The sequence below is a fragment of the Pseudomonas sp. D4002 genome (assembly GCF_013385665.1).
In the GTDB taxonomy this organism is placed as follows: Bacteria; Pseudomonadota; Gammaproteobacteria; order Pseudomonadales; family Pseudomonadaceae; genus Aquipseudomonas.
Window position 1 is genome coordinate 316,756 of the sequence record NZ_JACAPN010000021.1, and the last position, 19,596, is coordinate 336,351.

A 19,596-nucleotide genomic window follows, 5' to 3' on the forward strand; every position below is an offset into this window, starting at 1 on the left:
TTTTCCTTGGAAATCCAAAAGCCTTGATTCGTCTGCTGAAGTTTTTCGGGTACTCCATTGTCGCGATCGTCTGCGGGCTGATGCTCGTGTTCAGCGGGGCCTATCTCTACCTTAGTCCGGGTTTGCCCTCCGTAGAGGCCCTGAGAAGTATCCAGTTGCAGATTCCTTTGCGGGTCTACAGCAGCGATGAAAAACTGATCGCGGAGTTCGGCGAAATGCGCCGCACACCGATCCGTTTCGCCGACATTCCACCCAATTTCATCAACGCCCTGCTGTCGGCTGAAGACGATAACTTCGCCAATCACTATGGCGTCGACCCAAGCAGCCTGGTGCGGGCGGCCACGCAGTTGGTAAAAAGCGGACACATTCAATCCGGTGGCAGCACCATCACCATGCAGGTGGCGAAGAACTTCTTCCTCACCAGCGAACGCAGCTTTTCCCGCAAAGCCACGGAAATCCTCCTGGCGTTGCAGATCGAACGTCAGCTGACCAAGGATGAGATCCTTGAGCTGTACGTCAACAAGATCTATCTGGGCAACCGCGCCTACGGCATTGAGGCGGCTTCACAGGTTTACTACGGCAAGTCGATTCGTGACGCCAGCCTGGCGCAGATGGCGATGATTGCCGGCCTGCCCAAGGCGCCTTCACGCTTTAACCCGCTGGCCAACCCGGCGCGCAGCAAAGAGCGCCGCGACTGGATCCTGGGCCGCATGTACAAGCTGGGCAAGATCGACCAGGCCGCGTACGAAAGTGCGGTGGCCGAGCCGCTGAACGCCAGCTATCACGTGCCGACCCCGGAAGTGAATGCCCCGTATATCGCCGAAATGGCCCGTGCCGAGATGGTCGGCCGCTATGGCAGCGAGGCGTACACCGAAGGTTTCCGCGTGACCACGACGATTCCGAGCAACCTGCAGGAAATCGCCAACAAGTCGGTACACGACGGCCTGGTCGCCTATGACCAGCGCCATGGCTACCGCGGCCCTGAATCGCGCCTGCCGGGCAAGACCCTGAGCGCCTGGACCGTCGAGCTGGGCAAACAGCGCCCGATCAGCGGCCTTGAACCCGCCATCGTCACCCAGGTGAAGAAAGATGGCGTGCAGGTACTGACCCGCACCGGCGAAGAGCATGTGTCGTGGGACAGCATGAAATGGGCTCGCCCGTTCCTGAACACCAACAGCATGGGGGCGATGCCCAAGCAGCCGTCGGACGTGGCCCAGGTCGGCGACCTGATTCGTGTGCAGCGCCAGAAGGACGACAGCCTGAAATTCAGCCAGGTGCCCGTGGCACAGGGCGCGCTGGTTTCGCTTGACCCGCAGAACGGTGCAATCCGTGCCCTGGTCGGCGGCTTTGCCTTCGAGCAGAGCAACTACAACCGCGCCACCCAGGCCAAGCGCCAGCCGGGTTCCAGCTTCAAGCCGTTCATCTACAGCGCCGCCCTGGATAACGGCTACACCGCCGCCAGCCTGGTCAACGATGCACCGATCGTGTTCGTCGACGAGTACCTGGACAAGGTCTGGCGCCCGAAGAACGACACCAACACCTTCCTCGGCCCGATCCGCGTCCGCGAGGCGCTGTACAAGTCGCGTAACCTGGTGTCGATCCGCCTGCTGCAGGCGATGGGCGTAGGCAAGACCATCGACTACATCACCCGCTTCGGCTTCAACAAGTCGGACCTGCCGCCCAACCTGTCCCTGGCACTGGGTACCGCCACGCTGACGCCGATGGAAATCGCCACCGGCTGGAGCACCTTTGCCAACGGCGGCTACAAGATCACCCCGTACCTGATCGACAAGATCGAAAGCCGTAGCGGCGAAACCCTGTTCACCGCCAACCCACCACGGGTCCCGGGCGACGTGGTCAATGGCGTCGCGGCCACTGACGGCCAGGCAGCACCGGCCAACGGCGGCATCACCATCGAGCCGACGCCAGGCGAAGCCCCGGCAGCCGGTGCTCCCGCCGCACCACAAGCGCCGGCGGTAGCCGAACGCGTTGTGGATGGCCGTACCACCTACATCCTCAACAGCATCCTGGAAGACGTGATCAAGAAAGGTACGGGGCGTCGCGCCCTGGCCCTGGGCCGTGCCGATATCGCCGGCAAGACCGGTACCACCAACGATTCCAAGGATGCCTGGTTCTCCGGCTACAACGCCGACTACGTGACCACCGTATGGACCGGTTACGACCAGCCGGAAAGCCTCGGTCGCCGGGAGTTCGGCGGCACCGTCGCGCTGCCGATCTGGATGAGCTACATGGGCGCCGCGCTGAAGGATATGCCGCTGCATACCCAGCCGGAACCGGAAGGCATCCTGAGCCTGCGGATCGACCCGGTCAGCGGCCGTGCAGCAGCGCCGAGCACGCCGAATGCGTACTTCGAGCTGTTCAAGAGCGAGGATACGCCGCCGTCGGTCAACGAGCTGGGCAATGGTGTTGCACCGGGCAGCCCGCTGCCGGCGGACGAGGCGGCGCCGATCGATTTGTTCTAACACGCAGTTCCAATGTGGGAGCGGGCTTGCTCGCGAAAGCGGAGTATCAGGCTCAGATGGGCCGACTGACACACCGTCTTCGCGAGCAAGCCCGCTCCCACAGTTGGATCACCGCCAGGCTCGAGCCAATTGCCAGCCACAAAAAAAGCCCCGACTCGCAAGAGCCGGGGCTTTTTGGTGGTGCGCTACAACGGCTTAGCCGTTGAACACATCATCCACGCTTTGCAGCGGGTAGTTCTTCGGATACGGCAGGGTGGCCACACCCGTCTCGATTGCGGCTTTGGCCACGGCATCGGAGATCAGGGTGATCAGGCGCTTGTCCATTGGTTTCGGGATGATGTACTCACGACCGAATTCCAGCTTGATGCCGCCGTAGGCGTCGCACACTTCCTGAGGAACCGGCAGTTTGGCCAGTTCGCGCAGGGCGTTGGCGGCCGCGACTTTCATCTCTTCGTTGATGCGCTTGGCGCGAACGTCCAGGGCACCACGGAAGATGAACGGGAAGCCCAGTACGTTGTTGACCTGGTTCGGGTAGTCCGAACGGCCGGTGGCCATGATCACGTCGCTACGGGTGGCGTGGGCCAGCTCCGGGGAGATTTCCGGATCCGGGTTGGAGCACGCGAACACGATCGGGTTGGCCGCCATGGACTTGAGGCCTTCGGCGCTCAGCAGGTTCGGGCCGGACAGGCCAACGAACACGTCTGCACCGTCCAGGGCGTCAGCCAGGGTACGCTTGGAGGACGGATGCGCGAACATCGCCTTGTACTGGTTCAGGTCGGTACGCTCGGACTGCACAACGCCCTTGCTGTCGACCATGTAGATGTTTTCCAGCTTGGCGCCCATGCTCACCAGCAACTTCATGCAGGAGATGGCCGCGGCGCCGGCGCCCAGGCAAACGATCTTGGCTTCGCCAAGGGTTTTGCCGGCGATTTCCAGGGCGTTGATCATGCCGGCCGCGGTAACGATCGCGGTGCCGTGCTGGTCATCGTGGAATACCGGGATGTCGCACTGTTCGATCAGGGCCTTTTCGATCTCGAAGCACTCAGGTGCCTTGATGTCTTCCAGGTTGATGCCACCGAAGGTGATGGAGATGCGCTTTACGGTGTCGATGAAAGCCTGCGGGCTCTCGGAATCGACTTCGATATCGAATACGTCAATGCCGGCGAAGCGCTTGAACAGCACGCCCTTACCTTCCATGACTGGCTTGGAAGCCAATGGGCCGAGGTTACCCAGGCCGAGGATCGCGGTGCCATCAGAGATCACTGCAACCAGGTTGCCTTTGCCGGTGTACTTGTAGGCCAGTTCAGGATCGCGGGCGATTTCACGTACGGGCTCGGCAACGCCAGGGCTGTAGGCCAGCGACAGGTCGCGGGCGGTGGCAGTGGCTTTGGTGAGCTCTACACTCAGCTTTCCTGGACGAGGATGGGCATGATATTCGAGAGCGGCAGTTTTCAAATCAGACATATCGGCATTCCGCTTTTACTGTTGGTCGACGGACCGCCGAGGATACGCGTGTCGCAAAGTCCCCACAAGACTGGGCAGTCACAGGTGTCAAGGGCCCTGCCCTACGACTTTTGGCCAAGAGCCACGGGATACAAGGGCTCAACTGTTCACAATCGACCTGAAAAATGTCTACAATTTTTTCTTACGGCGCCTGCTCGAGCATGCCGGGATCGGTCAGTGGCAACAGCCAGCGTGCCTGGCCCTTTTCCAGGCCGCCGCGTCGGTAGCGGTCCAGCACCCAGCCGCGGGCTTCGATGGACTGGCCCTGCAAACCTTTCAACAGCGCACTGTCGAATCGGCCCACCAGATTGGGTGCAATGCGCAGTACCAGTGAGCCCTGCAACTCAATCCAGACTCCGCCGCGATTGCGTTCGATTTTGCTCACTCGGCCGTGGACCACGGCAAAGCCCGAGCGCCGGATGTTCGCCGCATCGACCACCGGTGACCGGCGCCACACCCCCAGCCGGGCCTGCCGGGCGCTGCGTTCGGCGGCTTGCTGGCAGGCCACCAGTGCCACATTCGGCGCGACCGCCACCTGGAAGCCAAGGCCTTCGGCGAGCAACTGCGCTTCCAGATTTGCTCCATTGGCACCGTAGAGATGGGCCAGGGTGCGGCCGTAACGGTCCTTGCTCTCCCGTCCGGGCACCACGCCAACGCGCCCACCGCTCGCGTCCACCAGACTTTGCAGGCGCTCGCGAGCGGCCACGGCGAAGGGCTCGTCAGTGCGCCCCTGCTTGCCGGTTTCCGGGGCATTGACGCCGATCATGCGTATGCTTCGGCCGTCCTTGAGGCGCACGGTGTCGCCATCCACTACCCGCTGCACGTCGAAGGTCGCGACATCCCTGGGCGCCGGGCAGAACACCTCGGCCTGGGCGGGCGCCAGCCAAATCGCAGACACAAAAAAGGCGCCCACGAGGGACGCCTTTTTCATCAGCGAGGACAAGCCATACAGGCCATCCAAGCGAACCAGCCTTACTCGGCTTTAGGAGCAGCTTTAGCGCCGAAAGCACCGAAGCGGGTCTTGAAGCGGTCAACACGGCCGCCAACATCCAGAGTCTTCTGCTTACCGGTGTAGAACGGGTGGCACTCGTTGCACACGTCGATTGGCAGAGCTTTGCCGAAAGTCGAACGGGTTTCGAACTTGTTACCGCAGCTGCAGGTAACGTCGATGGCAACATAGTTTGGATGGATATCGGCTTTCATGGTGTATTCCTCAGGCTAGCGTGCCGCCAATCAACACTATTGTTGAATACCGCACGTAATTAGGCCGCGGATTCTACCAGACCTTTTTAAACGCGCAAGAAGCACTACGGCCCCTTTCATCAGAAAAGCACGACATACACAAGGTCCCGTGGGAGCCGGGCTTGCCCGCGATGCAGGCGCTGCGGTGCCTCAGGTGCACCGTGTCGATACTATCGCGGGCAAGCCCGGCTCCCACATCCACCGCTGGTCTGCTAGGCTCCCGCCCTTCTTCGCCGCCCGTCATATGAGAACCCCCGCGTGCCCGACGCCATTTTGCGCCTCGCCCTGCCCTCGCCCCTGCGCCGCCTGTTCGATTATCGGGCCCCTGCCGGCGTATTGCGGTCGCAGTTGCAGCCCGGCATGCGCGTACGGGTACCGTTTGGCCGGCGGGAGATGATCGGCATCCTGGTGGAAGTCGCCGATCACAGCGAAGTGCCCGCCGAGAAGCTCAAGCCCGCCGTGGCCATCCTCGACAGCACGCCGCCGCTGCCGCCCGCGCTGTTCAAGCTGTGCCTGTGGACCTCGCAGTATTACCAGCACAGCCTCGGCGACACCTTGAGCTGGGCGCTGCCGGTGCTGTTGCGCCAGGGCGAACTGGCCGAGGCGCGCCAGGAGCGTTTCTGGTCGATGGTCCCGGGGGCGCGCATGGACGACCCGCGTATCGCCCGCGCCCCGCGCCAGCGTGAAGCCCTGGCAACCCTGGCCCAGCATCCCCACGGCGTCGCCCATCAGCTTTTAAGCAAGCTGATGCTGAGCAAGGACAGCCTGGACTTGCTGCTGGCCAAGGGCCTGGTGCAGGTGGAGATCCGCAAGCACGCCCCCGGCGAGCGCCACGAACACTGGCTGGCCCAGCCGGAACTGCCGCTCAACCCCGAACAACGTGCCGCCTATGAAGCGATTCGCGCCGGTTTCGACAGTTTCCACGCGTTCCTGCTGGCGGGCGTCACCGGCAGCGGCAAGACCGAAGTCTATTTGCAACTGATCCGCGAAACCCTAGAAGCCGGCAAACAGGCACTGGTGCTGATCCCCGAGATCAACCTCGGCCCGCAAACCCTGGCGCGTTTCGAGCAGCGTTTCAACGCGCGCATCGCCCTGGTGCACTCGGCGGTCAACGACCGCGAGCGCCTGGAATCCTGGCTCGCCGCCCGGGACGGCGAGGCCGACATTATTATCGGCACCCGTTCGGCGCTGTTCACCCCGATGAAAAATCCCGGGCTGATCATCATCGACGAAGAACACGACGGCTCCTATAAACAGCAGGAAGGCCTGCGCTACCACGCCCGCGACCTGGCGCTGGTGCGCGCCCGCCAGGAAAACATCCCGATTGTGCTGGGCTCGGCCACGCCTTCCCTGGAAAGCCTGCACAACGCCTACACCGGGCGCTACGGCCTGCTGCGCCTGAACGAGCGGGCCGGCGGCGCCAAGCAGCCACGCTTCCTGCGCCTGGACGTGAAAAGTCGCCCGCTGGACAGCGGCATTTCCGGGCCGATGCAACAAGCCATAGGCCAAACCCTCGCGGCGGGCCAGCAAGTGCTGGTGTTCCTCAACCGCCGGGGTTTTGCGCCGACGCTGCTGTGCCACGACTGCGGCTGGATGTCCGAGTGCAATCGCTGCGATGCGCGAATGACCGTGCACCAGCGCTCCGGCGAGTTGCGCTGCCATCACTGCGGCCATTTGGAACGGGTGCCGCGGCACTGCCCGCAGTGCGGCAAAGTCGACTTGCGACCGGTGGGTGCGGGCACCGAGCGCGCCGAAGAACGACTGGGCATCCTGTTCCCGGATTACCCGGTGCTGCGGGTCGACCGCGACAGCACCTCGCGCAAGGACGCGATGAATCAGTTGTTCGCCACGATCCAGAAGGGCCAGCCGTGCATTCTGGTGGGCACGCAGATGCTTGCCAAAGGGCATCACTTCCCACGGGTGACCCTGGTGTCGATCCTGGATGCCGACGGCGGGCTGTTCTCTGGGGATTTTCGCGCCAGCGAGCGCATGGCGCAGTTGATCGTGCAGGTCGCAGGCCGGGCCGGGCGGGCCGAAGAGCCGGGCAAGGTGATCATCCAGACGCACCTGGCCGACCACCCGCTGCTGATTCAACTGACAGAACAAGGCTACTTTGCCTTCGCCGAACAGGCCTTGAGCGAGCGACGCTCGGCAGGTTTGCCACCGTTTGCGCATCTGGCGCTGCTGCGGGCCGAAGCGCACAAGCCGGGGCAGGCCGAAGGTTTCCTGGATGAAGCGTGCAGCGAGGCTGAACGTTTGCTGGGGGAACTGGGTCTGACCGGCATCGAGCTATTGGGCCCGGTGCCAGCACCGATGGAACGCCGCGCCGGGCGTTACCGCGCCCAGCTACTCTTGCAAGCCAGCGCCCGCGCGCCGCTGCATCGTTTATTAAGCAGCTGGTTACTTGCGCTGGAGCAAATGCCCAGTGGTCGCCAGGTGAGATGGTCGCTGGACGTAGACCCGGTAGATTTGTACTAACCCCCTGTGGCGAGGGAGCTTGCTCCCTCGCCACAGCAAGCTCCCTCGCCACAGGTTAATCGTCCGTCAAGGTCCCGCGAAGGTTGGCAAGCCCGCCCTCGCCACGGATAATGCCCAGTTTTTCCACCTGCGCATCGCGCGCCACCGCTTGCGGTCGAAAGAGAACACCATGAAAGACACCATTCGCCAGCTGATCCAACAAGCCCTCACCCAACTCGTCAACGAAGGTGTGTTGCCTGAAGGCCTGACGCCGGCGATCCAGGTGGAAAATACCCGCGACAAGACCCACGGTGATTTCGCCAGCAACATCGCGATGATGCTGGCCAAGCCGGCCGGCCTGAAGCCGCGCGACCTGGCGGAAAAAATCATCGCCGCGCTGCCGGCCGACCCGCAGGTGACCAAGGCTGAAATCGCCGGCCCAGGCTTCATCAACTTCTTCCAGAACACCCAGGCCCTGGCTTCGCGCCTGGACGCGGCCCTGGCCGACGCGAAAATCGGCGTGCGCAAGGCCGGCCCGGCACAGCGCGTGGCCATCGACCTGTCGGCACCGAACCTGGCCAAGGAAATGCACGTGGGCCACCTGCGCTCCACCATCATCGGTGACGGCGTGGCGCGGGTCCTGGAGTTCCTCGGCGATGACGTGATCCGCCAGAACCACGTGGGCGACTGGGGTACCCAGTTCGGCATGTTGATGGCATATCTGCAGGAAAACCCGATCACCAGCAACGAGCTGTCGGACCTGGAGAACTTCTACCGCGCCGCCAAGAAGCGTTTCGATGAATCCGAAGAATTCGCCGACCGTGCCCGTGGCCTGGTGGTCAAGCTGCAAGCCGGCGATGCCGAATGCCTGGAACTGTGGGGCCGCTTCCGCGAGATCTCGCTGTCCCACTGCCAGGAAATCTACGAGCTGCTCAACGTCAAATTGACCATGGCCGACGTGATGGGCGAAAGCGCCTACAACGACGACCTGATCAACGTGGTCAACGACCTCAAGGCCAAGGGCCTGCTGGTTGAAAGCAACGGCGCGCAGTGCGTGTTCCTCGAAGAATTCAAGACCGCCGACGGCGACCCGCTGCCGGTGATCATCGTCAAGGCCGATGGCGGCTACCTCTACGCCACCACCGACCTGGCCGCCGTGCGCTACCGCAGCGGCGTGCTGAAAGCCGACCGTGCCCTGTATTTCGTTGACCAGCGCCAGGCCCTGCACTTCCAGCAAGTGTTCGAAGTGGCGCGCCGCGCCGGTTTCGTGACCCATCCGATGCAGATGGAGCACATGGGCTTCGGCACCATGAACGGCGCCGATGGCCGCCCGTTCAAGACCCGTGACGGCGGCACCGTGAAGCTGATCGACCTGCTGAACGAAGCCCAGGACCGCGCCTACAACCTGGTGAAGGAAAAGAACCCGGAGCTGGCCGAAGCCGACCTGCGCAACATCGCCCGCGTCGTGGGGATTGGCGCGGTGAAATACGCCGACCTGTCCAAGCACCGCACCAGCGACTACAGCTTCAACTTCGAATTGATGCTCAACTTCGAAGGCAACACCGCGCCGTACCTGCTGTATGCCTACACGCGGGTGGCCGGTGTGTTCCGCAAGCTGGGCAAGGACTTCAGCGAAGTCGAAGGCCAGATCAACCTTGAGGCGCCACACGAGCAGGAACTGGCCGCCAAACTGGCGCAATTCGGCGAAGTGCTGAACAGCGTCGGCGAAAAAGGCACACCGCACATCCTCTGCACCTATTTGTACGAAGTCGCCGGTTTGTTCTCCAGCTTCTACGAGAACTGCCCGATCCTGACCGCAGACGACGAAGCCCAAAAGCAGAGCCGCCTGCGCCTCGCCGCACTGGCAGGACGGACCCTCAAGCAAGGCCTGGAATTGTTGGGCCTGGAAACTCTGGAGCGTATGTAAGTTGGCTGCCAAGAAAAAACCTGCACCCAAGCGCGGCGCCAGCCGCTACCAGGCACCGGCGAAGAAGCCTATTCCGGGCTGGTTGTGGATGGCCATCGGCCTGACGGTCGGCGCGTTTGTGGTGTTCCTGATGAAGCTCGACCCGGGCAAGGGCGATGACGTCAAACGGGTCAAGCAAGAACAGCAGAAGGCCACGAAAATGGCCGAGGCGAACAAGACACCGCCTAGCCCGACTGCGCCGGTGAAGCCGAAGTACGACTTCTACACGCTGCTGCCGGAATCGGAAGTGATCGTGCCGCCGGACGCCGTGCCGGAGAAAACCCTGCCGACGCCGCAGCCGGTGCCGACTACGCCGGTTACCCCGGCCGAAGCAGCGAAGATCGACACGGCCCGGGCCCAGGCGGCGCTGGCCGGGATTACCCCGCCGCCACCGCCGCCGGTCGCCACCACCAAGGCCGCGCCGGTGACCAAGTTCTTCCTGCAGGCGGGCTCGTTCCCGAAACAGGCGGATGCGGACCGGGTACGCGCGCAGATTATTTTGCTGGGGCAGGCGGTGACGGTGGAGTCCGGGACGGTTAAGGATGCGACCTGGTATCGCGTACTGGTGGGGCCGTTCAGCAACCGTGAACAGCTGACCGTGGCGCAGAAGCAACTGGCCGGCGCCGGGTTTAGCAACCTGTTGTTACAACAACGCCAGAGCCGCTGATTCCGGAAACAGCATCGGATTAATGTGGGAGCGGGCTTGCTCGCGAATGCGGTAGATCAGTCAATATTTTAGGTGACTGACACACCGCATTCGCGAGCAAGCCCGCTCCCACATTTGATTTTCATCGGCCTCAGGACCGAGTCCGACACATAAACACCACTCGTCCGCCCTCCCGTCCTACAGTTGAAATCCCCCCCGCCACCCCCATATGAGTTCCATCAGGGCATTTTCGCCCCGCAGCGTGGAGACTCTCCCCTTGACCACCATCGTTTCAGTTCGCCGCCACGGCAAAGTCGTCATGGGCGGCGACGGCCAGGTTTCACTTGGCAATACCGTGATGAAAGGCAACGCGAAAAAAGTCCGTCGCCTGTACCACGGCCAGGTCCTCGCCGGTTTTGCCGGCGCCACCGCTGACGCCTTTACCCTGTTCGAGCGCTTTGAAGGCCAACTTGAGAAGCACCAGGGCCATCTGGTCCGTGCCGCCGTCGAGCTCGCCAAAGAATGGCGCACCGACCGCTCACTCAGCCGCCTGGAAGCCATGCTGGCCGTCGCCAACAAAGACGCCTCCCTGATCATCACCGGCAACGGCGACGTGGTTGAACCCGAAGAAGGCCTGATCGCCATGGGCTCCGGCGGCGGCTACGCACAAGCGGCGGCCAGCGCCCTGTTGAAGAAAACCGACCTGTCGGCCCGGGAAATCGTCGAGACTGCCCTGGGTATCGCTGGCGACATCTGTGTCTTCACCAACCACAACCTGACCATTGAGGAGCAGGACCTCGCCGAGTAAGCCGCAGGCTTATTCCCGCTTGAGGACCGCCAATTACTATGTCCATGACTCCCCGCGAAATCGTCCATGAACTCAATCGCCATATCATCGGCCAGGACGATGCCAAGCGCGCCGTTGCCATCGCCCTGCGTAACCGCTGGCGCCGGATGCAACTGCCCGAAGAATTGCGCGTTGAAGTAACCCCCAAGAACATCCTGATGATCGGCCCGACCGGTGTCGGTAAAACCGAGATCGCCCGGCGCCTGGCCAAGCTGGCCAATGCGCCGTTCATCAAGGTCGAAGCCACCAAGTTCACCGAAGTGGGCTATGTGGGCCGTGACGTCGAGTCGATCATTCGTGACCTGGCCGACGCTGCCCTGAAGCTGCTGCGCGAACAGGAAATGACCAAGGTCAGCCATCGCGCCGAAGACGCCGCTGAAGAACGCATCCTCGACGCCTTGCTGCCACCGGCACGCATGGGCTTCAACGAAGACGCCGCGCCAAGCTCGGATTCCAACACCCGCCAGCTGTTCCGCAAGCGCCTGCGTGAAGGTCAGCTGGACGACAAGGAAATCGAGATCGAAGTCGCCGAAGTGTCCGGCGTCGACATCTCCGCACCGCCTGGCATGGAAGAAATGACCAGCCAGTTGCAGAACCTGTTCGCCAACATGGGCAAAGGCAAGAAGAAAAGCCGCAAGCTCAAGGTGAAGGAAGCGCTGAAACTGGTGCGCGACGAAGAAGCCGGGCGCCTGGTGAATGAGGAAGAACTCAAGGCCAAGGCCCTGGAAGCGGTCGAGCAGCACGGCATCGTGTTCATCGACGAGATCGACAAGGTGGCCAAGCGCGGCAATTCCGGCGGCGTCGACGTGTCCCGCGAAGGCGTGCAGCGCGACCTGCTGCCGCTGATCGAAGGTTGCACCGTCAACACCAAGCTGGGCATGGTCAAGACCGACCACATCCTGTTTATCGCGTCCGGTGCCTTCCACCTGAGCAAGCCAAGCGACCTGGTGCCGGAGCTGCAAGGCCGCCTGCCGATTCGCGTTGAACTGAAAGCGCTGACGCCGGGCGATTTCGAACGCATCCTCAGCGAGCCGCATGCGTCGCTGACCGAGCAATACCGCGAGCTGCTGAAAACCGAAGGCCTGGGGATTGAGTTCCTGCCGGACGGTATCAAGCGTTTGGCCGAGATCGCCTGGCAGGTCAACGAGAAGACCGAGAACATCGGTGCCCGTCGTTTGCACACCTTGCTGGAGCGCCTGCTGGAGGAAGTGTCCTTCAGTGCTGGCGACATGGCGGGCGCGCAGAATGGCGTGGCAATCAAGATCGACGCCGACTACGTCAACAGCCACCTGGGCGAATTGGCGCAGAACGAAGATCTGTCTCGTTATATCCTGTAAGCCTCACGCAGGAACCGCTCTGCTTTAATGTGGGAGCGGGCTTGCTCGCGAATGCGGTGGGTCAGTCACAATTGCATGAACTGACCCACCGCATTCGCGAGCAAGCCCGCTCCCACAGTTTAAAGCCGGTTCCTTCAGGATCATCTCTGAGCGGTTCCCCAAATGACCAAACTGCCTACCGCCATCAACCTGCACAAAGCCTCCAGGACCCTGGGCCTCACCTACGGTCCCGACGAGGTGTATCAACTGCCCGCCGAATTCCTTCGCGTGCACTCCCCCTCCGCCGAGGTCCAGGGCCACGGCAAACCGATCCTGCAATTCGGCAAGCTCAATGTCGGCTTGACCAAGATCGAACCCGCCGGCCAATACGCACTGAAATTGACCTTCGACGATGGCCATGACAGCGGATTGTTCACCTGGGACTACCTCTATCAACTTGCCGTGCGTCAGGACGCGCTGTGGGCTGACTATCTTGCCGAGCTGAAAGCCGCCGGAAAAACCCGCGACCCGAGCCAGTCGGTCGTGCGGCTGATGCTCTAGCCCAGGCCTCTTGCTCATTAGTGGGCATTTTCTAATTCCATCTGCTTGAATGCCCCTCTGTCGTGGCCAACGATTGGCCCGCTTGCGAAAAAAATTAAACTCGGGTAACCAATGGAACTGGCAAGTTCCCTGCATTTGACGATGCGGTATTAACGGTCACCCGAGCAGTAGTACCAGGCTGTGCTGTGTGGCAAGTAGTGGTACACAGCGGTACCCGGTACTCGTCTGTCGGACAATGGAGCGTCGTAGATGAGTAACAAGAACAACGATGACTTGAAACGCCAGGCCTCGGAAAACACCCTGGGGCTGAACCCGATCATCGCGTTACGGAAAAAGGATTTACTGGCATCCGCTCGGATGGTGCTGACCCAGGCCATCAAACAACCGTTGCACAGCGTCAAGCATGTCGCCCATTTCGGCGTCGAATTGAAGAACGTGGTGTTCGGCAAATCACAGCTGACACCCGAGGCCGACGACCGTCGTTTCAACGACCCGGCGTGGACCCAGAACCCGCTCTACAAACGTTACCTGCAAACCTACCTGGCGTGGCGCAAGGAGCTGCACGACTGGATCGGTGACAGCAACCTGTCGGAACACGACATCAGCCGCGGCCACTTCGTCATCAACCTGATGACCGAAGCCATGGCGCCCACCAACAGCGCAGCCAACCCGGCGGCGGTCAAACGCTTCTTTGAAACCGGCGGCAAGAGCCTGCTGGATGGCCTGTCCAACCTGGCCAAGGACATGGTGCACAACGGCGGCATGCCGAGCCAGGTCAACATGGGCGCCTTTGAAGTGGGCAAGAGCCTGGGCACCACCGAAGGCGCCGTAGTGTTTCGCAACGATGTGCTGGAGCTGATCCAGTACCGGCCGATCACCGAGCAGGTGCACGAACGTCCGCTGCTGGTAGTGCCGCCGCAGATCAACAAGTTCTATGTATTCGACCTGAGCCCGGACAAGAGCCTGGCGCGCTTCTGCCTGCGCAATAACCAGCAGACGTTTATCGTCAGTTGGCGCAACCCGACCAAGGCCCAGCGCGAGTGGGGCCTGTCGACCTACATCGAGGCGCTGAAAGAAGCGGTCGATGTGGTGAGCGCGATCACCGGCAGCAAAGACATCAACATGCTCGGCGCCTGCTCCGGCGGCATCACCTGCACCGCCCTGCTGGGCCACTACGCGGCGCTGGGCGAGAAGAAGGTCAACGCCCTGACCTTGCTGGTGAGCGTGCTGGACACCACCCTGGACACCCAGGTGGCGTTGTTCGTCGACGAACAGACCCTGGAAGCGGCCAAGCGCCATTCCTACCAGGCCGGTGTGCTGGAAGGCCGCGACATGGCCAAGGTGTTTGCCTGGATGCGCCCCAATGACCTGATCTGGAACTACTGGGTCAACAACTACCTGCTGGGCAACGAGCCACCGGTGTTCGACATCCTGTTCTGGAACAACGACACCACCCGCTTGCCGGCCGCGTTCCATGGCGACCTGATCGAACTGTTCAAGAACAATCCCTTGGTGCGCGCCAATGCCCTGGAAGTGTGCGGCACGCCGATCGACCTGAAGCAGGTCACTGCCGATATTTATTCTTTGGCCGGCACCAACGACCACATCACACCGTGGCAGTCCTGCTACAAGTCGGCGCAGCTGTTTGGCGGCAAGGTGGAGTTTGTGCTGTCCAGCAGCGGGCATATCCAGAGCATTCTGAACCCGCCGGGCAATCCAAAATCGCGTTACCAGACCAGCGATACAATGCCGGGCAAGGCCCTGGACTGGCAGGAGAACGCCACCAAGCACACCGATTCGTGGTGGTTGCATTGGCAGGCGTGGCAGGCGGAGCGGTCGGGCAAGTTGAAGAAGGCGCCTGCGAACCTGGGCAACAAGACTTATGCAGCGGCGGAAGCGGCGCCGGGCACTTATGTACATGAACGATAAAGCACACACACTTTTGTGACTGGAACGGTATCAACTGTGGGAGCGGGCTTGCTCGCGAAGGGGGTGTGTCAGTTGATGCATCTAGAGACGGATTCACCGCCTTCGCGAGCAAGCCCGCTCCCACACTGACCGAGTTCCGACAGGGAATAGCGCGCCATTTTGCAGGGCAAGCCCATGCCGCAACCGTTCATCTTCCGTACCATCGACCTGGATGGCCAAGCTATCCGCACGGCGGTACGCCCGGGCAAGCCTCACTTGACGCCGCTGCTGATTTTCAATGGCATCGGCGCCAACCTTGAGCTGGTGTTTCCGTTCGTCCAGGCCCTGGACCCGGACCTGGAAGTGATTGCCTTTGATGTGCCAGGCGTCGGCGGCTCGTCGACCCCCAGCCGGCCTTATCGCTTTCCCGGCCTGGCCAAACTCACCGCGCGCATGCTCGACTACCTGGACTATGGCCAGGTCAACGCGGTGGGCGTTTCCTGGGGCGGCGCGCTGGCGCAGCAGTTCGCCTATGACTATCCGGAACGCTGCAAGAAGCTGATTCTGGCCGCCACCGCCGCCGGTGCCTTCATGGTGCCGGGCAAGCCGAAGGTCTTGTGGCTGATGGCCAGCCCCCGGCGTTATATCCAACCGTCCCACGTGGTGCGCATTGCACCGATGATCTACGGCGGCTCCTTCCGTCGGGATTCGAAACTGGCCGCCGAACACGCGAGCAAAGTGCGTTCGGCGGGCAAGCTGGGTTACTACTGGCAACTGTTCGCCGGGCTTGGCTGGACCAGCATCCACTGGCTGCACAAGATCAAGCAGCCGACCCTGGTGCTGGCCGGCGACGACGACCCACTGATCCCGCTGATCAACATGCGCATGCTGGCCTGGCGCATTCCCAACGCCCAACTGCACATCATCGACGACGGCCATCTGTTCCTGATTACCCGGGCCGAGGCCGTGGCGCCGATCATCATGAAGTTTCTCCAAGAGGAACGCCTGAGGGCGGTGATTCACCCGCAACCCGCACTTTAGACGGCGGCGGTCAGGACGACCGCGCCGCGCAACTTGGCCAGAACCGACTATGGTTCTGAATTGGCGTGCTTGTTGATGGCTTGACGAAGGAGTGTTGGCGCATGCGAGAAAGACCCGTATCGAACCCGGTGCCCACACCCGCCGCGTTCATCAATATTGAAAGTGCGATCACCGGCCTGCGCGGCCGGGATTTGCTCTCGACCCTGCGCAGCGTCGCCGCACACGGCTTGCGCAATCCGGTGCACACCGCCCGCCACGCCTTGAAGTTGGGCGGGCAATTGGGCCGCGTGCTGCTCGGGGAAACGGTGCACGAGCCGAACCCGAAGGACAGCCGCTTCGCCGACCCGACCTGGCAGCTCAACCCGTTTTATCGGCGTAGCCTGCAAGCCTACCTGAGCTGGCAAAAACAGACCCGCCACTGGATCGACGACAGCAACCTCAGCGCCGACGACCGGGCGCGGGCGCACTTTGCCTTTGCCCTGCTCAACGATGCGGTGTCGCCATCCAACACCCTGCTCAACCCGCTGGCGATCAAGGAGCTGCTCAACTCCGGCGGCAACAGCGTGGTGCGTGGCGTCAGCAACCTGTTCGACGACCTGCTGCACAACAACGGCTTGCCGCGCCAGGTCACCAAGCAGGCCTTTGAAGTCGGCAAGACGGTGGCCACCACACCCGGTTCGGTGGTGTTTCGCAATGAACTGCTGGAGCTGATCCAGTACAAGCCCATGAGCGAAAAACAGTACGCCAAGCCGCTGCTGGTGGTGCCGCCGCAAATCAACAAGTACTACATTTTCGACCTGAGCCCGAACAACAGCTTCGTCCAGTTCGCCCTGAAAAATGGCCTGCAAGTGTTTATGGTCAGCTGGCGCAACCCGGATGTACGCCACCGCGAATGGGGCTTGTCCACCTACGTCGCGGCTTTGGAAGAAGCGCTGAACGTAACCCGCGCAATCACCGGCGCCCGTGAGGTCAACCTGATGGGCGCCTGCGCCGGTGGCCTGACCATCGCCGCGCTGCAAGGCCATCTGCAGGCCAAGCGCCAGCTGCGCCGCATCTCCAGCGCCAGCTACCTGGTGAGCCTGCTGGACAGCCAGATCGACAGCCCCGCCACCCTGTTCGCCGACGAACAGACGCTGGAAGCCGCCAAGCGCCGCTCTTACCAGCAAGGCGTACTCGACGGCCGGGACATGGCCAAGGTATTCGCCTGGATGCGTCCCAACGACCTGATCTGGAACTACTGGATCAACAACTACCTGCTGGGCAAGGAACCGCCGGCCTTCGACATCCTGTACTGGAACAACGACAACACCCGCCTGCCCGCCGCGCTGCACGGCGACTTGCTGGACTTCTTCAAGCACAACCCGCTGAGCCACCCCGGCGGCCTGGAGGTGTGCGGCACGCCTGTCGACTTGCAGAAGGTGACGGTGGACAGCTTCAGCGTGGGCGGCATCAACGACCACATCACGCCGTGGGACGCGGTGTACCGCTCCACCCAACTGCTGGGCGGCGACAAGCGCTTCATTCTGTCCAACAGCGGGCATGTCCAGAGCATCCTCAACCCACCGGGCAACCCCAAGGCCAACTACGTCGAGAACCTCAAGCTGAGCAGCGACCCGCGCGCCTGGTACTACGACGCCAATCATGTCGAGGGCAGCTGGTGGCCCAACTGGCTGGCGTGGATCCAGCAGCGCTCCGGTGTGCAGCGCGAAACACTGACCGCCCTGGGCAACCAGAATTACCCACCGATGGAAGCGGCGCCGGGCACCTATGTGCGAGTCCGCTGAGCCCCACGACGACTTTAAGAAGACTGGATGAAGACCCGCGACCGTATCCTTGAATGTGCCTTGCAGTTGTTCAACCACAAGGGCGAGCCGAACGTGTCGACCATGGAGGTGGCCAATGAAATGGGGATCAGCCCCGGCAATCTCTATTACCACTTCCATGGCAAGGAACCGTTGGTGCTCGGGCTGTTCGAGCGCTTTCAAAACGAATTGGCGCCGTTGCTCGATCCGCCGGAAGACGCCCAACTGGCGGCCGAGGATTACTGGCTGTTCCTGCACCTGATCGTGGAGCGCATGGCGCACTATCGGTTTCTGTTCCAGGACCTGTCGAACCTGGCGGGCCGCCTGCCGAAATTGGCCAAGGGCATCCGCAACCTGCTGACGGCGCTCAAGCGCACGCTGGCCTCGTTGCTGGCCCGCCTCAAGACGGATGGGCAACTGGTCAGTGAAACCCAAGCGCTGGGGCAGTTGGTGGAACAGATCACCATGACCTTGCTGTTTTCCCTGGACTACCAGCGGATTCTCGACCGAGAAGGTGAGGTGCGGGTGGTGGTGTACCAGATCATGATGCTGGTGGCCCCGCATCTGCTGATGCCGGCGAGGCTGGCGACAGAGAGGTTGGCGCTGCGCTACCTGGACGACGCGGACTAAAATGTGGGAGCGGGCTTGCTCGCGAAAGCGGAGTGTCAGTCAATACATGTGTGACTGATCCACCGCTTTCGCGAGCAAGCCCGCTCCCACATTGGATTTGTGTTGTTCTGTAGATTCCATAAAAAACGCCCGACCTTCGCAGGCCGGGCGTTTTTATGTGTCCCGTAAAAATCAGGACTGACTGGTAGGCGTCGGGGTTGCCGGCGTTGCAGTCGGGGTAGCAGCAGGCGTCGGTGGCGTGACCGAGTTGGTCGCCGGCGCTGCAGTTGCAGGCTTGGCCGCTACCGCTGGCTTCGGCGCTGCTGGCTTTTTGGCTACGGCCGGCTTCTTCGCCGCAGCCGGTTTTGCAGCTGGCTTGGCCGCTGCAGGTTTTGCAGCCGCAGGCTTGGCGGCGGGTTTGGCAGCAACCGGCTTGGCTGCAGGTTTCGCAGCGGCTGGCTTGGCAGCAGCAGGTTTGGCGGCAGCGGTTTTCGCCGCTGGCTTGGCTGCTGCTTTTGCTGCCGGCTTGGCTGCAGGTTTCGCCGCAGGTTTTGCAGCTGCTTTAGCGGCCACTGGTTTAGCGGCAGGCTTGGCGGCCGGTTTAGCCGCTGCGGTTTTCGCCGCAGGCTTGGCAGCCGGTTTTGCAGCAGCTTTGGCCGGCGCCTTGGCGGCTGGCTTGGCTGCCGGTTTGGCGGCGGCCTTGACCAGCGGTTTAGCGGCGGTTTTAGCAGCAGGCTTGGCCGCTGCAGTTTTCGCCGCAGGCTTGGCAGCCGGTTTAGCCGCTGCAGTTTTAGCCGCAACTGGCGCAGCTTTGAGGCCGGTGAGTTTTTCGATTTGCCTGGTCAAGGTATCGACCTTGCTGTGCAGCGCTTTCACTTCAGTACGGCTAGGTACGCCCAGTCGCGAAATGGCACTGTTCAGGCGCTTGTCAAAAGCCCCTTCCAGTTCGCCCCACTTGTCGCTGATACGTGATTTGGCAGAACCGGCGGAAGCCTTTGCCGCATCGACTTGTTTACCCACTGTGCTCTTGGTCAACTTCTCGGCCTTCTCGCCGTCTTTAACCAAAGTCTCGAAGTATTTACCGCCGTCACTGCTCACCTTCGAGTACACGCCTAAACCGGCCAGCCAGATCTTGCGGGAGTATTTTTCAACTTCCCCGATCCACGAGCTGCCTTCTTTATCAGTAGTCTTTTTACCAGCCATCCCGTTGTCTCC

At 62.0% G+C, this 19,596-nt stretch carries 15 protein-coding genes; 11 read left to right on the top strand and 4 right to left on the bottom strand.

The annotated features are described in order from the left end of the window. Nucleotides 1-26 precede the first annotated feature (26 nt). Nucleotides 27-2,483, top strand: coding sequence for a penicillin-binding protein 1A (locus HX824_RS16475; RefSeq protein ID WP_371319416.1), 2,457 nt, complete (start codon nt 27-29; stop codon nt 2,481-2,483). Nucleotides 2,484-2,678: 195 nt separating this feature from the next. On the opposite strand, the gene HX824_RS16480 is transcribed toward HX824_RS16475, so the two are convergent. The 3 genes from HX824_RS16480 to rpmE form a co-directional block, all read right to left on the bottom strand. Further along, complete coding sequence (locus tag HX824_RS16480) at nt 2,679-3,947, bottom strand: malic enzyme-like NAD(P)-binding protein (RefSeq protein ID WP_003209334.1); 1,269 nt, start codon at nt 3,945-3,947, stop codon at nt 2,679-2,681. Between the two features lie 181 nt (nt 3,948-4,128). Continuing rightward, the gene (locus HX824_RS16485) at nt 4,129-4,917 is read right to left on the bottom strand and encodes a thermonuclease family protein (protein WP_177054822.1); all 789 of its coding nucleotides are present in this window, start codon (nt 4,915-4,917) and stop codon (nt 4,129-4,131) included. Between the two features lie 41 nt (nt 4,918-4,958). Next, a complete protein-coding gene (gene rpmE, locus HX824_RS16490; protein WP_003209330.1) occupies nt 4,959-5,189 on the bottom strand; it encodes a 50S ribosomal protein L31 in 231 nt (76 codons plus the stop codon). A 297-nt stretch (nt 5,190-5,486) separates the two neighbouring features. On the opposite strand from rpmE, the gene HX824_RS16495 reads away from it, so the two are divergent. The 10 genes from HX824_RS16495 (at nt 5,487) to HX824_RS16540 (ending at nt 18,402) form a co-directional block, all read left to right on the top strand. After that, complete coding sequence (locus HX824_RS16495; RefSeq protein WP_177054814.1) at nt 5,487-7,706, top strand: primosomal protein N'; 2,220 nt, start codon at nt 5,487-5,489, stop codon at nt 7,704-7,706. Between the two features lie 169 nt (nt 7,707-7,875). Next, on the top strand, nt 7,876-9,612 hold the full coding sequence (argS, locus tag HX824_RS16500; RefSeq protein ID WP_003209327.1) for an arginine--tRNA ligase: 1,737 nt from the start codon (nt 7,876-7,878) through the stop codon (nt 9,610-9,612). A 1-nt stretch (nt 9,613) separates the two neighbouring features. Next, nucleotides 9,614-10,318: an SPOR domain-containing protein gene (locus HX824_RS16505; protein ID WP_003209324.1), complete on the top strand. Its 705-nt coding sequence runs from the start codon at nt 9,614-9,616 to the stop codon at nt 10,316-10,318. Between the two features lie 256 nt (nt 10,319-10,574). After that, complete coding sequence (hslV, locus tag HX824_RS16510; protein WP_003209323.1) at nt 10,575-11,105, top strand: ATP-dependent protease subunit HslV; 531 nt, start codon at nt 10,575-10,577, stop codon at nt 11,103-11,105. A gap of 38 nt (nt 11,106-11,143) precedes the next feature. Beyond that, on the top strand, nt 11,144-12,481 hold the full coding sequence (gene hslU, locus HX824_RS16515; RefSeq protein ID WP_003209321.1) for an ATP-dependent protease ATPase subunit HslU: 1,338 nt from the start codon (nt 11,144-11,146) through the stop codon (nt 12,479-12,481). A 162-nt stretch (nt 12,482-12,643) separates the two neighbouring features. Then, nucleotides 12,644-13,021, top strand: a complete 378-nt coding sequence (locus tag HX824_RS16520) for a gamma-butyrobetaine hydroxylase-like domain-containing protein (protein ID WP_003209319.1) — start codon at nt 12,644-12,646, stop codon at nt 13,019-13,021. A gap of 249 nt (nt 13,022-13,270) precedes the next feature. After that, on the top strand, nt 13,271-14,950 hold the full coding sequence (gene phaC / locus HX824_RS16525; RefSeq protein ID WP_102605853.1) for a class II poly(R)-hydroxyalkanoic acid synthase: 1,680 nt from the start codon (nt 13,271-13,273) through the stop codon (nt 14,948-14,950). Nucleotides 14,951-15,124: 174 nt separating this feature from the next. Continuing rightward, a complete protein-coding gene (gene phaZ / locus HX824_RS16530) occupies nt 15,125-15,970 on the top strand; it encodes a poly(3-hydroxyalkanoate) depolymerase (RefSeq protein WP_003209316.1) in 846 nt (281 codons plus the stop codon). A gap of 101 nt (nt 15,971-16,071) precedes the next feature. Beyond that, nucleotides 16,072-17,754, top strand: a complete 1,683-nt coding sequence (gene phaC / locus HX824_RS16535) for a class II poly(R)-hydroxyalkanoic acid synthase (RefSeq protein WP_003209314.1) — start codon at nt 16,072-16,074, stop codon at nt 17,752-17,754. Between the two features lie 27 nt (nt 17,755-17,781). After that, the gene (locus HX824_RS16540) at nt 17,782-18,402 is read left to right on the top strand and encodes a TetR/AcrR family transcriptional regulator (RefSeq protein WP_003209312.1); all 621 of its coding nucleotides are present in this window, start codon (nt 17,782-17,784) and stop codon (nt 18,400-18,402) included. A gap of 171 nt (nt 18,403-18,573) precedes the next feature. Here HX824_RS16540 and HX824_RS16545 read toward each other — a convergent pair whose 3' ends face one another. Further along, a complete protein-coding gene (locus HX824_RS16545) occupies nt 18,574-19,584 on the bottom strand; it encodes a phasin family protein (RefSeq protein WP_177054815.1) in 1,011 nt (336 codons plus the stop codon). Nucleotides 19,585-19,596: the final 12 nt, after the last annotated feature.